The sequence below is a fragment of the Staphylococcus simulans genome (genome assembly GCF_002994445.1).
In the GTDB taxonomy this organism is placed as follows: domain Bacteria; phylum Bacillota; class Bacilli; order Staphylococcales; family Staphylococcaceae; genus Staphylococcus; species Staphylococcus simulans_B.
Genome location: NZ_MRZJ01000002.1, coordinates 188,666 through 201,734 on the forward strand (window position 1 = coordinate 188,666; position 13,069 = coordinate 201,734).

Consider the following 13,069-nt stretch of genomic DNA (forward strand, 5'->3'; position numbering starts at 1 on the left):
AGTAGGTGACGACAGAGTGGCAAGATATAACATTGAAAACGACGTAGTAGTCATATCATTGGAACGTTTAATGCGTATTCAACCTGAGTTGATTTATCAAGCTTGGACGGATGCTGATATTATGAAACGCTGGTTTATGACTTCCAACCGTTCAAATCAATCAATTGATTTGATTCCTGAAGAAGGCAGACGTTATGAAATTGTGGATGAACGTAACGGCAAAAAGAACAGAGTGACAGGTGTCTTCCAAGAATTAGAAGCACCAAGCCGTATTGTCATGACAATCGGTATGCCTGAATTGAGCGATAAAGAAGATACAATTGAAGTAGAAATCTTCGAACGCGAACCAGGTTCGGATATGACACAAATGAATTTCCGATATACTGCTGTTGTTCCGAAAGAAAGAAGATGGACAACTTTGGAATATAAACAGCAAAAGAAAGAATATCATGATGCGACTGCACATGGTTTTGAAAACATGTTCATTAAACTACAAGAAATTTTAAAAGAGATACAAGAAAATCAAGAAGAATTCTAAAAGAATAGCAGCGGCACTGAAACATAATTCGGTGCCGCTGCTTTTATACATAAATGAAAATATTTGAGGAATTATACAGTTTCTTGACCGCGTTTATTCCACGTTAAGATGAAGCTGAGCATTGCCAGCAAACTAATACCTGTTAATAATATGAAGCCGACATTCCATCCGAAGTGATCTACTACAAAACCGAGTACAATGTTGGCCATCACTGCTCCGAATAAATAACCGAATAAACCAGTTAAACCAGCTGCAGTACCGGCTGCTTTTTTCGGAACATAGTCTAATGCTTGCAGACCGATCAACATCACAGGACCATAGATTAAGAAACCTATTGCTACGAGTGATAAATTATCTACCCATGGATTGCCTGCTGGGTTAAGCCAATAAATCAGAACAAAAATTGTTACACCTAACATGAAGAAGAAGCCTGCAGGACCGCGGCGACCTTTAAAGACTTTGTCGGAAATCCATCCGCAAAGCAATGTACCTGGGATACCTGCCCATTCATATAAGAAGTAAGCCCAACCAGATGCTTTCAAATCAAAGTGTTTCTCTTCGCTTAAATAGACAGGTGCCCAGTCTAATACACCGTATCTCACGAAGTAAACAAAGATATTTGCAAATGCAATGGCCCAAATCCATTTGTTGTTGAGGACATAGTTGAAGAGGATTTCTTTTGTAGTTAATTCTGTCTCGAGGGTTGTTCTTGATGCTGTTGGATAGTCATTGCGGTACGCTTCAATTGAAGGCAGACCTTCAGATTGCGGTGTATCGCGAATCAATACATAAGAAATAATCGCAATGATAATCGCTAAAAGTGCGGGATAAATGAAGACGCCTTCGAATCCTTTGAGGTAACCGAAATTATATAAAGCCGTCATTGAAATACCCCAAGTCGCAATCGGAGCCATCAAACCGCCGCCGACGTTATGGGCAACGTTCCAAATAGCAGTTTTGCTTCCCCGTTCGCTGACACTGAACCAATGGACTAATATTCGACCAGATGGCGGCCAACCCATGCCTTGGAACCAGCCGTTTAAGAACAGCATGATGAACATGATCAAAATACTGGAAGTAAAGAATGGTACGAAACCAAGCAATAAGTTGACGATAGCTGTTAAAATCAGTCCCAAAGTTAAAAACATGCGCGCATTACTGCGGTCGCTGACAGTTCCCATGACAAACTTACTGAAACCGTAAGCTATTGAAACTGCTGATAACGCAATCCCTAATTGTCCTTTGCTGAAGCCTTGTTCAATCAAATCCGGCATCGCAAGCGAGAAGTTCTTACGCAAAAGATAATACCCCGCATAACCGATAAAGATTCCTAAAAATACTTTAAGACGAAGTTCCTTGTATGTAGGATCGACTTGGTCTTTTGGAAGCGGAGCAATCGGTTTCGGCGGTTTTAAAAAGTTAAACATGAAAGCGCCTCCTTAACAAATTGTTAACATAATGTTAATACTAAATTTACAAAATAGCAATATGAGTTTTAAAATATAACAAAATAAAAAGACATTCCACATCAGAATGTCTTGGGCGCTTACCTTAATTTAAGAAATCGTACTATGTTTATGCTGCGCAACTCTTGGTTTGTAGTTTGCACCGAGTACATCAATATTCTGCGTAGCAAGTGCGTGAATTAATTTCGCAATGACATGCGGCGTACATGAAATATCGATATGGTGCGGTGTTAAAACATAATTGACACCTTCTTGGTGTTTAAAATATTGCATGATATCGATGATTTTATCTTTGATAAACATGTCAGACAAACCGTCGACCTTCAGTTTAAAGTGCATTGTCGCTTGGATATTCGGTGCGAATTGATAAATGAAATCTTTCTCTGCATAAGGCAAAATTTGGTATATAGGATAATTGTGATAACTTAAGAAGCTGATGAAATAGGGTAAGTTGCATTTAGGGATTCGAACTTTCAATACAGGGTGCTGTTTGATTTTAGTGAATTCAGCTTGAACCGCGTGGCTGCTTTGAAGCTGCCGGCATGCTTTCATTAATTGTCTTCGTTTAAGCCATGTTGATAGATGCCCTATATTAATAATAAATGTGTCATATTTATCTATGAACATAGACAATTCCTCCAGAAGTTTAGTGTAGATTTGAGTGGCAAAAGATAGATGGATGACGTGCTGTTTCAAATTCATTGTAAATTGTATCACGCTTTAAACAATTTTTCACTAGGACTTTTGGACGAAATAATGTATTTGTAATTTCATTTAATTATCAAATATAATGAAATCATTGTTGATTAATTATGGAAGGGAGCATACACATGAAGTACAGAGCAGTTGTTTTTGATTTTGACGGTACCATTATCGATACAGAACAACATCTATATGATGTGATTAATGAACATTTAAGTGCGCATCAAAAAGCACCGATTTCTTTAGATTTTTATCGGCAATCAATCGGTGGTGCAGCATTAGACCTGCATCGTTATTTAGAAGAGGAAATAGGGGAAGATGCGACTTTAAAATTGTATGAGGATCACCATCAAAAGAGCAAGGCATTGCCGATGATAGAAAATATCCGTAAGTTGATGGATAAATTAGAAAAAGCGCAGATTCCAATGGCCATAGCAACCAGCAGCAGTATCAATAATATCCGACCTGCTTTAGAACACTTGAATTTAGTTGAACGTGTGCAGGTAATTGTCGGCAGAGAAGATGTTGAAGAAGTCAAACCTGCACCTGACTTGTATTTAACAGCTGTACAACAGTTGAACTTGAATCCTGTCAGCTGTTTAGCGATTGAAGACTCAGTGAATGGCGCGACTGCAGCTCAACTTGCAGGCTTAGGTGTCATTGTGAATACAAATGTGATGACAGAAGCAATGGACTTTAGTACGTTAGATTTAGAAGCTATGAATGTTTCGGCTGATACTATTATAGAACGTTATTTTAAGTCTTAAGCAGGTGAACACATGTTACTATTATTCTTTTTAGCAGGACCGATTATTATCGCAATCGGCAACTTGGTCTTAGGACCGATTTTTAATAAAACTATTCCTATGCATGTAAGGTTTCGTGCTTTCATGATAGGTTCAATGATTTATTTGATTTCTGCTTATTTGGTCTATCATTTTATATTAAAAGGGCAAATATAAAAGCTGAGCTTTTGATGAAAATACATCAAGTGCTCAGCTTCTTTTCGTTCTATTGAATTTAAAAATACTTACTTCATCATAAAGACAAGCCCAACAACAATGATAACTAATAAAATTGCGTCTACTCCGATCATTAAAGCACGACGGTTAGCTTGTTCGCCTTGTGCTTTCAAACGACGATACATAATGTAGTTCGGTATTAAATTAATGATAAGGAGGACGATAACAATAATGACTAAGGTTAACTTCACTCTGATTCTCCTTTGCTATCTTTAGATAGAAAATCCCATAAAAAGGCAATTGCTAATCCTGCTATCAGACCAGCGCCTATTCCGATTTTCATATGATTTGTAATTTGTCCGATAATAATACCTAGAATCAATGTAATAGGTAAGATGATACCGACTTTCATCTTTCTCGCAGGAGAAGTCAAAGCACTAAACAAGGCGATATAACACACACCGAATACAACTGCCGCAGTGACAGAGAGTATCAGAGTATGCGAAATTGTTTCGTGACTTGCCATTCTGTTCAAGAAAAAGAACAACGCACCAAAGATAAATGTATAAAGGATGGCACGTGAGACTAATTGTTTAGACAATGTTGACGTCTCCTTTCAATTAAGGTCATCCAAATTATAACATAGTATCTTGGTGCGTCGTATGCACAACGTTAGAGTTCGTCTTTGAATTGCTTATGATCATTCAGGTAAGCGTAGAATAAACCGATAATCAATCCGCCGCCGATATAGTTGCCGATAAAGGCTGCGACAATATTGATAACTGCAGGCCAGAAATGCAATACATCTGATTGATAGATTGCACCGCCGATGAATAGGCAAGCATTATAAACAACGTGTTCGTAGCCCATGAATGCGAAGATGGCAACACCGAACATCATAACAAACATTTTAGCTAAGATATCTTCAATCTGCATCGCAATAACTAATGAGATATTAATGAAGAAGTTCGCGAAGATAGCTTTAGCAAGTAATTCAGTCGGACTTGCTGTCAATGTTTTATGATGCAAGATGACTTCAAGCTGTTTCATCATTTCCGGTGTGACGACGTCACTGAAACGTAAGATGACAAAGAATACTAAGGCACCTAACATATTACCGATAAAGCACAGCATGAAGATTTGGAATGCACGCCAAGGACTGATTACTTTGTAATAGAGTCCAACTGTGAAATACATAAAGTTACTTGTCAAAAGCTCTGAGTTGGTAAAGAGGATCAGGACTAAGGCAAAACTGAAGGCAACCGATCCGACAATATTGATAATGCCTGTATTGATTTCTCCCGTATGTACTTCTTGTACAAACCCTGCTTTAATTGCTAACACAAATACTGAGATAATACTGATGATAAAACCGGCCATCATGGCACGTAATAAATACCGTTTAAAATATGTAGCTTGTAAGACGTCTTTAGTTTGGATTGTTTTAACAACTTCTTTAACCCACTTGCGTCCGTAAAATACATTATCCCAACGGATATACTTTTCACTGTTCATTTCTAAAAAACTCCTCGCTCTAGGCTTTAATGATTAACTGAGTTCAAGGTGAGAGGGTGGTCTCAACTTCTACAATGAATATAGTATAATCGCTTTCCTTATATTTGTGAATAGTTTCACAATAAAAGTTTTGGTAAAGTTTCATTTTTTGAACGAAAAGTGAAAATTATATAAAAGGTAGCGCTTACATTTGAAAGTATAATTAAATTCATGTCATTTTCGAAAAGGTTATAACAAAACATTATGCAGAAAATTCAAAAATGAAGATTGCGCTTAAATTAAGCTCCATGCTATAATGTTCAAATAATATGTATTTCTTAAATGGACAGCGTTCATTGTGAATTGAATGTATCCCATGAAACGTAAAAGTTCTAATAAAAAATACAATATTTATTTTGAGCGCGAAATGCATTAAAATGCGTGATGATTGCTTTCTTACGTCGTTTAGAAAAAAATAAATGAAAGCGCATACATAAAAGTGTAATTTTTATGTTTTCATCTTAGAATTTTATAGTATAATAGCCTCAATGGGCTTAGCAGAATAGAAATCGATAGGAAAAAGAAAAAAGTGTTTAATTTTTCGCAATCTTCTTAATCTTAGTAAATTGGGATGCTGAGATTTGGATGACATCATTATGGGGCTGATTATCGATACCAAAACAAACTAAGCCTGGAAATTATGAAAGAGAAGGGGTATTTTCTAATGGAAGAAACTCAATTACACAGGGGATTAAGCTCTAGACAGATTCAAATGATTGCACTCGGAGGTACAATCGGTGTTGGTCTATTTATGGGAGCAACAAGTACAATTAAATGGACTGGGCCATCAGTTATCTTCGCTTATCTGATCGTCGGCTTATTCTTATTCTTAGTCATGCGTGCAATGGGAGAAATGGTTTACTTGCATCCTACTACAGGATCATTTGCGAACTTCGCAAGCGACTACATTCATCCGGTAGCAGGGTATTTAACAGCTTGGAGCAACATTTTCCAATGGGTTGTTGTTGGTATGAGTGAGGTTATCGCAGTAGGCGAATACATGCGCTATTGGTTCCCGGAATTACCAGACTGGATTCCTGGCGTTATCGTTATTGTTTTATTAGCTTCAGCGAACTTAGTATCAGTTAAAGCATTCGGGGAATTTGAATTCTGGTTTGCGATGATTAAAATTGTCACTATCGTCTTAATGATTATTGCTGGTTTTGGTTTAATCTTCTTCGGATTAGGCAACGGCGGCAATGCAATTGGTTTATCTAACCTTTGGGAGCACGGCGGATTCTTCCCTAATGGTTGGGTTGGATTCTTCTTCGCATTATCAATCGTAGTAGGATCTTACCAAGGTGTAGAATTAATCGGTATTACAGCAGGGGAAACTAAAAATCCTCAAAAGAACATTAAAAAAGCAGTTAACGGTGTTATCTGGCGTATTTTAATCTTCTACATCGGTGCTATCTTTGTTATCGTAACAGTTTATCCTTGGGATGAATTAGGCAACATCGGAAGCCCGTTCGTAGCAACATTTGCAAAAGTCGGTATTACAATTGCAGCTGGTTTAATCAACTTCGTAGTATTAACAGCAGCAATGTCTGGATGTAACTCAGGTATCTTCAGTGCCAGCCGTATGATCTATACATTAGCACAGCACAAACAATTACCTAAGTTCTTCTTGAAAGTTATGAAAAACGGTGTACCTTTATACACTGTACTTGCGATTTCACTTGGTATCTTTATCGGTGTTATCTTAAACGTAGTTTTACCTTTATTCATTAAAGGTGCAGACAGCATTTTCGTATATGTATATAGTGCATCGATCTTACCAGGTATGATTCCATGGTTCATGATTTTAATCAGTCACATCCGCTTCAGAAAGCTTCACCCTGAACAAGTGCAAGGCCATCCTTTCACTATGCCGGGCGGCGCACCTGCAAGCTATGTAACTATCGCATTCTTAATCATGGTATTAATCGGTATGTTATTCAATAAAGAAACAGTTATCTCTGTTGTTATCGGATTTATCTTCTTAGGCTTTATGACAGCATTCTACTTCATCAGAGGCTATCATAAATTACCATATAAAGATCAACATTTAGAATAATGGCAAAATAAAAAGAGTTGGGCGCAAGCTCAACTCTTTTTTAATGCTCAAATTTAATTTTGGATAAATGCTTCTTGTAGTTATTTAAAGCCATTTTAGATTGGGTAATCGTATCAAGCGAATTAGAAAAGTCCATAGATAAATAACGATAATACAAGACATTAATCGTAAAGAGCTGTGCAACGAGAGAAGTCGTCGCAGCCATACGAAATTCACTTTCCTCTGACTCGCTGTAGAGCAGATTAATATCGCTGTAGCGTGCTATCGGATTATCTGCATTGCCCATCAATGTAATGAGGAATAGATGATAATCAGATGCTACACGAACAATGGCTTCTAATTCATTGTGTTCACCGCTGTTGGATATTACAAATAAAGTATCTCTGGCATCATGTGTTGCGATCAAACTGATTAAAGTATGTACACTCTCGATACACTGTGCATTTAATCCGACTTTAGACAGCTTTTGAGTCAAATCCAAAGCAGAAATATAAGATGCACCGAACCCGAATAAAAAGATAGTGCGCGAATTTTTCAGTCTTTCGCAAACATGTTCGATTTGCTGTTCATCAACATCATTAGACACATTGCATAGTGTTTGCGTAGTACGCGAAAGCATTTTGCGTTTAATCGAGTCGATGGATTCATTCGGCTGCAGTTCTAAAGGTTTTGGCTGCGTACGTTGAGACAAGTACTTCGCAACTTCAGTTTTTAAAGCTTGAAATCCGCCTTCTGTAATTTTATAGCCGAAGCGGACAACGGAAGAAGGGCTGGTATTGGTGCTGTCAGCTAAATCTGAAGTGGTCATATTGATGACCTGGTGCGGCCGTTGTAAAATAAAATCCGCTATTTTCTTCTCGCTTTTAGTGAGTGTGCTGTATTTTGTTTCAAGTGTAAATAATATATTTGTCATCATAACCACCTGCTTCTTGATCTATTTTAAGATGATAGATAGCGGTAAACAATTTCCCTTAATTGTTTCAGCAAACTGAATTGAAAGTCAGATAGCCTCCCAGATATCTGCTAACCGTAACAATGGTTTTAAGTTTACTATATGACACGCACTAAAACAATTGCGGATTTTATTAACTATTACTACAATACCAATATTATTAATGTTTAAACAGTTTACTAATAAAAATAAACAATCTATCAAAATATTAGCGTTCTTGAAGATGAAACAAGTGCAGAACTTCATGGATTTGAGCTTCAAATGTATCGATTAAAGTATAAAAGTTGCCGGTAGTGAGCGGCAGCAGCGGTTGATGTATGAGTTTTGAAAGCAAGTCGCAATAACGTACCACAAGAAACGTGGGATGTGTCTCTATTAAAGCAACAGCTTCATGATGTGCCTGTGTTACCCATGTTTGAATGGACGCACGATGCTTTTCAACTTGTTTGGGTCGGTTGAGCAATAAAGCGTGGCGATAGTTTCTGCTTAAGGATAAACCGTATACGAGTTGTTCATACAGCTGTGCTTCTATTGAAGGTGTTGTCATAAGAATAGGCTCCTTTAAAGAAAATGATTTGTGATTTTAAACCGAATAACATAAGATAAATGCATGAGAAAATAATTTTGTGTTAAGAGGAGAGCATTATGGAGTTAAGAAATCATAAACCGGCATGGCGTGACTTAACGTTAATCCCGATAGGTATTGTTCTGATTTTAATTTTTACATTTATACAGACATTGATCGCAGCTAATTTTAATGTACCGTTGACAGAATCAACATTGATACCCATTTCAGCAATCGGACAAATCAATACATATATAACGTTATTAATCATTTACTACTACTTCCATTACAGTGAAATGCCGCTGAAGTTCTCTTTAGGATGGCAATATGTGAAGCGGCATTGGCTGTTTCTATTGATTATGCTGGTTATCGCGATGGGTGCAGAAACACTCTACAATCATTTGATGACTTTATTGCCGGAAGGCTTCGGCTATACTGAGACACAAAATGAAAAAGAGTTAGATGCATTGTTTCATAACCCTGCTTTCTTGCCATTCACTTTTATCTTTGTAGTGATACTCGGTCCTGTCGTTGAAGAATTGTTCTTTAGAACGATTTTAATCGGAGAGTTAGGCAAGAAATTCAATTACATTGTCATGGGTATTATCTCAGTGATTGGTTTTACATTGATGCATGTGACAGGGGCCAATTCACCGTTAGAATTCGGTTCCTACTTAATTATTGCATTGGTCATTGTGTATGTATATTTCAAATCCGGTAAAAATACTGCATCAACAATAGCGATTCATATGGCTAACAATTTAGTATCCTTTATAATGTCGCTATTTTTTGTATAAGCCGCAAAAATAAACTCCAACTGATGGTTTGTGCCATTAGTTGGAGTTTAAAAATTGCTGATAATTATAAATGGTAATGTCATGTGTTTTGACAGTTTTATGGAATGAATAAGAAATATCATGAATCGCATCAATTGCGATTTCTTTTGTATGTCCGTGTCCGATATCAAATGTTACAACTCGCCACTCGGCATGGCGGCAGACCAATCCTATAAAGATGACATTTTCAGTGAAGGTTTGCTGGTTCATTTCATATTCAACCAGCATGACATTGCGTTCGGCACAGTAAATTAATAAGTCCGAGAATGTTTGAGGAAGTGTCGGATTCGGATTAGATTCGAATTTAATATAGCGATCCATGCGTTTTAGAATACGTCGTATATGTGTGGCAGGCTGGTTTAAACATTTCTTGATAAGCTGTTCGATTTCCTTTTTATATGGCAGTTGGGAATAAGATTGGCTTTCATTCAATGTCATGAACAGTGCCAGCATTTGATCTTCGGTCAATTCAAGGGTAATAGGGGCATGACTTTGCTGGATACGATAGCCGCCGAGCATGCCTTGTTTTGCGATAATCTGCACCCCTTGCTGTTCTAAATCTTGAATATCGCGCAAGATAGTACGCTTAGAAACTTTAAGTGTTTTCGCGAGCTGAGATGCAGTAAGCTGATCATTCGTTTCAATTGCTTGTACGAGTTTATTTTGACGTTCTATTTTGTTCAATCATGCCACCTCCGAAACATTACATATTACAATCATTATAGCATATGTATTTAATTTTGATATTTATAAACGGTGCTTTTGAAAAAAAGATAAAAATTTCTCGAATTTTTTCAAGTAAACGCTTACATTTTTAAAAGTTATGTGCTACACTATCATTAGTAACTAGGAGATAGCACTTAGTGAACAAAGGGGTAATGATAAATCATAGTCGTGTGATTTATTAGAACGTGCAAATCACTAGTTAATTAACATCTTCAATATTATTACTTACTTTCCTTTCTATGCCGACTAGTTAAGCTAGTCGGTTTTTTTATTTTTTTCAAGGTTATTAACAGTCTAAGGGTGTAACGTGCTAGAATGTAAACATACATAAGATATTAAGGATATGAGGTGTGTATTTTGAATCAACAGCAACTATTAGAATTAGATCAAGCAATCAGACATTGGTTAAAAGGTTTAGATGACATTATTCCGAATTTAATTGCAGATATGCATAAAGAAACTAAATTAAATAAATTCGATTTAGTGACGAATGTCGATCGAATGATACAAGATCAGTTTGAAGCATTTATCAATGAACATTATCCTGACCATCAGTTATTCGGCGAAGAAAAGAATAATGATTTGGTCGATGCGAAACATGGTGATGTATGGGTCATGGATCCTATTGACGGTACAGCGAATCTTGTTAAACAAAAGACAGATTACTGCATTATTTTAAGCTACTTCTCTGAAGGAGAACCGCTGCTTGCTTATATTTATGATTATCCGCATCACACATTATATAAAGCAATCAAAGGCGAAGGGGCTTTTGAAAATGAAGTCAGAATGCCTAAAGTAGCGCCGCTCCATATTAATGATGCGATATTGTCTTATAATTTATATGTCATTAATGAACAGACACAAGCAGATTTGAAAAATGCGGCATTCAGTTATCGTTTAATCGGTTCTTGCGGATTAGATTCTTTACGTGTAATGAAAGGTCAATTCGGAGCGCATATCAATACCAATGCAAAACCATGGGACATTTCAGCACAGTTTTTATTTTCTGAAGAGTTAGGATTGAAGATGACGAATTTGAAAAATGAAACCATTGATTTTGCGCTCGGCGGACCGTTTATCATCAGTAATCCCGGCTGCCACGAAGCTGTCCTTGAGATATTAAATCGCGACGGCGGTTATGAAGTCAATAAAAATTCATAAGACTTAAGGACCATTTAAAATAATTTGAGCTATAATATAATTGATTTAAATGATGACAGAGGAGTGATTGGGTGAAAAGAGCAGATAAATCTGGTCGCAAAATGGGGCTAGTACCTAAAATTTTATTATGGGCTTTTGGTATTCTAGTATTGCTTGCATTAATTGCTGCAATTTATTTAGCGGTTAAAATTTTTGCGGTAGGCGGCAAGATTCATAATCCGTTAGACAGAGACAAATCCGAATTAAGAAAAGAGAAAGTTGATCTAAATAGAGGCGACCCGTTCACGATTGCCTTATTCGGTGTGGACAGCAATGCTCAACGTAAGAGCGAAGGAGACGGTCAGCGTTCAGACTCTATTATGGTGTTATCGATCAACCCTGATAAAAAGACAACTGAAATTGTCAGTATCCCGCGTGATACACAAGCTGAAATTGTAGGACACGGTTCAACAGAAAAAATCAACCATGCTTATGCTTACGGCGGACCGAACATGGCAGTCAAATCATTAGAGAAATTGTTAGATGTACCAATTGATCATTATGCGACAGTTGATATGGACGGCATTAAAGGAATGGTAGATGCTATCGGAGGCGTAGATGTTGTCAGCAACGCAACATTCAGCTTTGACGGCAATCATTTTGTTAAAGGCGAGAAAACACACTTGAATGGCGACCAAGCACTGGCATTTATCCGTTCACGTAAAGAAGAAGGCGCTGGAGGCGACTTCGGCCGTCAAGAGCGTCAGCAATTAGTCTTACGCGGTATTGCGGATGAGTTGACAAGTGTTAAATCACTGACAAACTTTAATGGTGTGACAGATCAAATTGAAAAGAATGTAAAAACAGACTTATCTTTAGGCGAGTTGAATACGATTCGTTCCAAATATAAAAAGGCGAATGATAACGTCAACCGTCTTCAATTAGAAGGCAGCGGCGGCATTCAAAATGATGGACTCTATTATTACGTTCCAGATGAATCATCATTAAATAATGTATCGAATGCATTAAGAGAAAATCTGGATTTATAATGACAAATTGCCAAGTTGGACTAAAAGTTCAGCTTGGTATTTTTTTACTCTAACATTTTAGTTTCTACGCAAATAAAATAATAAAATTCGGGTAATATCAAGAAGAGGGGGGAATATCTTATGACAAACAATCGTGAAGAAAACCAAGTAGATAATCAAGAAGTACAAGACGTTTCTGAAATGGTAGATGAAGGCGGCTTAGGTGCAGATAACTATTATGGTATTACTGAATACCAAGCTAACGGCAATGCTGTAGAAGTTGGTATTGATCAATTCAAATTAAAAGCCAGCGAATACAATGATGCTGATTTAGTGAACGCACTTGTATTGCATGCAGATGCGAACCACAATGAATCTAAATTTGATGAAGCTATCAATATTCTTAAAGAGGAATTATTAGGTAGATTACATGATAAGTAAGGACTAATGCCGGCATGTCATGTGTCGGCATTTTTCTCTCTTTTAATTGTTTTTTTTGGCAACACCTAGATTTATATGACGAAGCTATCTAAACATTTACGGA

The 13,069-nt window shown here is 37.0% G+C and carries 16 protein-coding genes; 8 read left to right on the top strand and 8 right to left on the bottom strand.

Translation table 11 applies throughout. The annotated features are described in order from the left end of the window. Positions 1-16 precede the first annotated feature (16 nt). Positions 17-538: an SRPBCC family protein gene (locus C7N65_RS04225; protein ID WP_105993230.1), complete on the top strand. Its 522-nt coding sequence runs from the start codon at positions 17-19 to the stop codon at positions 536-538. A gap of 71 nt (positions 539-609) precedes the next feature. Here C7N65_RS04225 and glpT read toward each other — a convergent pair whose 3' ends face one another. Both glpT and C7N65_RS04235 read right to left on the bottom strand, forming a co-directional pair. Further along, positions 610-1,965: a glycerol-3-phosphate transporter gene (gene glpT / locus C7N65_RS04230; RefSeq protein WP_105993231.1), complete on the bottom strand. Its 1,356-nt coding sequence runs from the start codon at positions 1,963-1,965 to the stop codon at positions 610-612. 129 nt (positions 1,966-2,094) lie between these two features. Continuing rightward, complete coding sequence (locus tag C7N65_RS04235) at positions 2,095-2,631, bottom strand: hypothetical protein (protein WP_105993232.1); 537 nt, start codon at positions 2,629-2,631, stop codon at positions 2,095-2,097. 203 nt (positions 2,632-2,834) lie between these two features. On the opposite strand from C7N65_RS04235, the gene C7N65_RS04240 reads away from it, so the two are divergent. Continuing rightward, on the top strand, positions 2,835-3,473 hold the full coding sequence (locus C7N65_RS04240) for an HAD family hydrolase (RefSeq protein ID WP_105993233.1): 639 nt from the start codon (positions 2,835-2,837) through the stop codon (positions 3,471-3,473). A 12-nt stretch (positions 3,474-3,485) separates the two neighbouring features. Further along, positions 3,486-3,668, top strand: coding sequence for a hypothetical protein (locus C7N65_RS04245; RefSeq protein WP_105993234.1), 183 nt, complete (start codon positions 3,486-3,488; stop codon positions 3,666-3,668). A 68-nt stretch (positions 3,669-3,736) separates the two neighbouring features. Here C7N65_RS04245 and C7N65_RS04250 read toward each other — a convergent pair whose 3' ends face one another. From C7N65_RS04250 to C7N65_RS04260, 3 genes are all read right to left on the bottom strand, one after another. Beyond that, on the bottom strand, positions 3,737-3,919 hold the full coding sequence (locus tag C7N65_RS04250) for a hypothetical protein (RefSeq protein WP_105993235.1): 183 nt from the start codon (positions 3,917-3,919) through the stop codon (positions 3,737-3,739). Next, positions 3,916-4,269 (bottom strand): hypothetical protein, encoded by a 354-nt coding sequence (locus tag C7N65_RS04255; RefSeq protein WP_105993236.1) that lies wholly within the window; start codon positions 4,267-4,269, stop codon positions 3,916-3,918. The genes C7N65_RS04250 and C7N65_RS04255 overlap by 4 nt, the downstream gene beginning before the upstream one ends. A 71-nt stretch (positions 4,270-4,340) precedes the next feature. Next, complete coding sequence (locus C7N65_RS04260; RefSeq protein ID WP_105993237.1) at positions 4,341-5,183, bottom strand: formate/nitrite transporter family protein; 843 nt, start codon at positions 5,181-5,183, stop codon at positions 4,341-4,343. Between the two features lie 703 nt (positions 5,184-5,886). Here C7N65_RS04260 and C7N65_RS04265 point away from each other — a divergent pair. Beyond that, positions 5,887-7,278, top strand: coding sequence for an amino acid permease (locus tag C7N65_RS04265; RefSeq protein ID WP_105993238.1), 1,392 nt, complete (start codon positions 5,887-5,889; stop codon positions 7,276-7,278). A gap of 40 nt (positions 7,279-7,318) precedes the next feature. Here the strand turns inward: C7N65_RS04265 and C7N65_RS04270 are convergent, their stop codons facing one another. Both C7N65_RS04270 and C7N65_RS04275 read right to left on the bottom strand, forming a co-directional pair. Beyond that, positions 7,319-8,191 carry a MurR/RpiR family transcriptional regulator gene (locus C7N65_RS04270; protein ID WP_105993239.1) on the bottom strand — a complete coding sequence of 291 codons (873 nt, stop codon included), beginning with the start codon at positions 8,189-8,191 and terminating at the stop codon, positions 7,319-7,321. A 247-nt stretch (positions 8,192-8,438) separates the two neighbouring features. Further along, positions 8,439-8,777 carry a hypothetical protein gene (locus tag C7N65_RS04275; RefSeq protein ID WP_105993240.1) on the bottom strand — a complete coding sequence of 113 codons (339 nt, stop codon included), beginning with the start codon at positions 8,775-8,777 and terminating at the stop codon, positions 8,439-8,441. Between the two features lie 98 nt (positions 8,778-8,875). Between C7N65_RS04275 and C7N65_RS04280 the strand changes: the two genes are divergently transcribed. Then, entirely contained in the window at positions 8,876-9,592 is a 717-nt protein-coding gene (locus C7N65_RS04280; RefSeq protein WP_105993241.1) for a CPBP family intramembrane glutamic endopeptidase, read from the top strand. Positions 9,593-9,628: 36 nt separating this feature from the next. Here the strand turns inward: C7N65_RS04280 and C7N65_RS04285 are convergent, their stop codons facing one another. Then, positions 9,629-10,315: a helix-turn-helix transcriptional regulator gene (locus C7N65_RS04285; RefSeq protein ID WP_105993242.1), complete on the bottom strand. Its 687-nt coding sequence runs from the start codon at positions 10,313-10,315 to the stop codon at positions 9,629-9,631. A gap of 399 nt (positions 10,316-10,714) precedes the next feature. On the opposite strand from C7N65_RS04285, the gene C7N65_RS04290 reads away from it, so the two are divergent. The 3 genes from C7N65_RS04290 (at position 10,715) to C7N65_RS04300 (ending at position 12,966) form a co-directional block, all read left to right on the top strand. After that, positions 10,715-11,518, top strand: coding sequence for an inositol monophosphatase family protein (locus tag C7N65_RS04290; protein WP_105993243.1), 804 nt, complete (start codon positions 10,715-10,717; stop codon positions 11,516-11,518). A 71-nt stretch (positions 11,519-11,589) separates the two neighbouring features. After that, entirely contained in the window at positions 11,590-12,546 is a 957-nt protein-coding gene (locus C7N65_RS04295; RefSeq protein ID WP_105993244.1) for an LCP family protein, read from the top strand. A gap of 120 nt (positions 12,547-12,666) precedes the next feature. After that, positions 12,667-12,966: a hypothetical protein gene (locus C7N65_RS04300; protein WP_105993245.1), complete on the top strand. Its 300-nt coding sequence runs from the start codon at positions 12,667-12,669 to the stop codon at positions 12,964-12,966. Positions 12,967-13,069: the final 103 nt, after the last annotated feature.

What these genes read in the sequence shown, in the direction of transcription:
- glpT (WP_105993231.1), bottom strand. Translation starts at nt 1,965, where the DNA reads ATGTTTAACTTTTTAAAACCGCCGAAACCGATTGCTCCGCTTCCAAAA.
- C7N65_RS04300 (WP_105993245.1), top strand. Translation starts at nt 12,667, where the DNA reads ATGACAAACAATCGTGAAGAAAACCAAGTAGATAATCAAGAAGTACAA.
- C7N65_RS04235 (WP_105993232.1), bottom strand. Translation starts at nt 2,631, where the DNA reads ATGTTCATAGATAAATATGACACATTTATTATTAATATAGGGCATCTA.
- C7N65_RS04270 (WP_105993239.1), bottom strand. Translation starts at nt 8,191, where the DNA reads ATGACAAATATATTATTTACACTTGAAACAAAATACAGCACACTCACT.
- C7N65_RS04275 (WP_105993240.1), bottom strand. Translation starts at nt 8,777, where the DNA reads ATGACAACACCTTCAATAGAAGCACAGCTGTATGAACAACTCGTATAC.
- C7N65_RS04265 (WP_105993238.1), top strand. Translation starts at nt 5,887, where the DNA reads ATGGAAGAAACTCAATTACACAGGGGATTAAGCTCTAGACAGATTCAA.
- C7N65_RS04245 (WP_105993234.1), top strand. Translation starts at nt 3,486, where the DNA reads ATGTTACTATTATTCTTTTTAGCAGGACCGATTATTATCGCAATCGGC.
- C7N65_RS04240 (WP_105993233.1), top strand. Translation starts at nt 2,835, where the DNA reads ATGAAGTACAGAGCAGTTGTTTTTGATTTTGACGGTACCATTATCGAT.
- C7N65_RS04260 (WP_105993237.1), bottom strand. Translation starts at nt 5,183, where the DNA reads ATGAACAGTGAAAAGTATATCCGTTGGGATAATGTATTTTACGGACGC.
- C7N65_RS04280 (WP_105993241.1), top strand. Translation starts at nt 8,876, where the DNA reads ATGGAGTTAAGAAATCATAAACCGGCATGGCGTGACTTAACGTTAATC.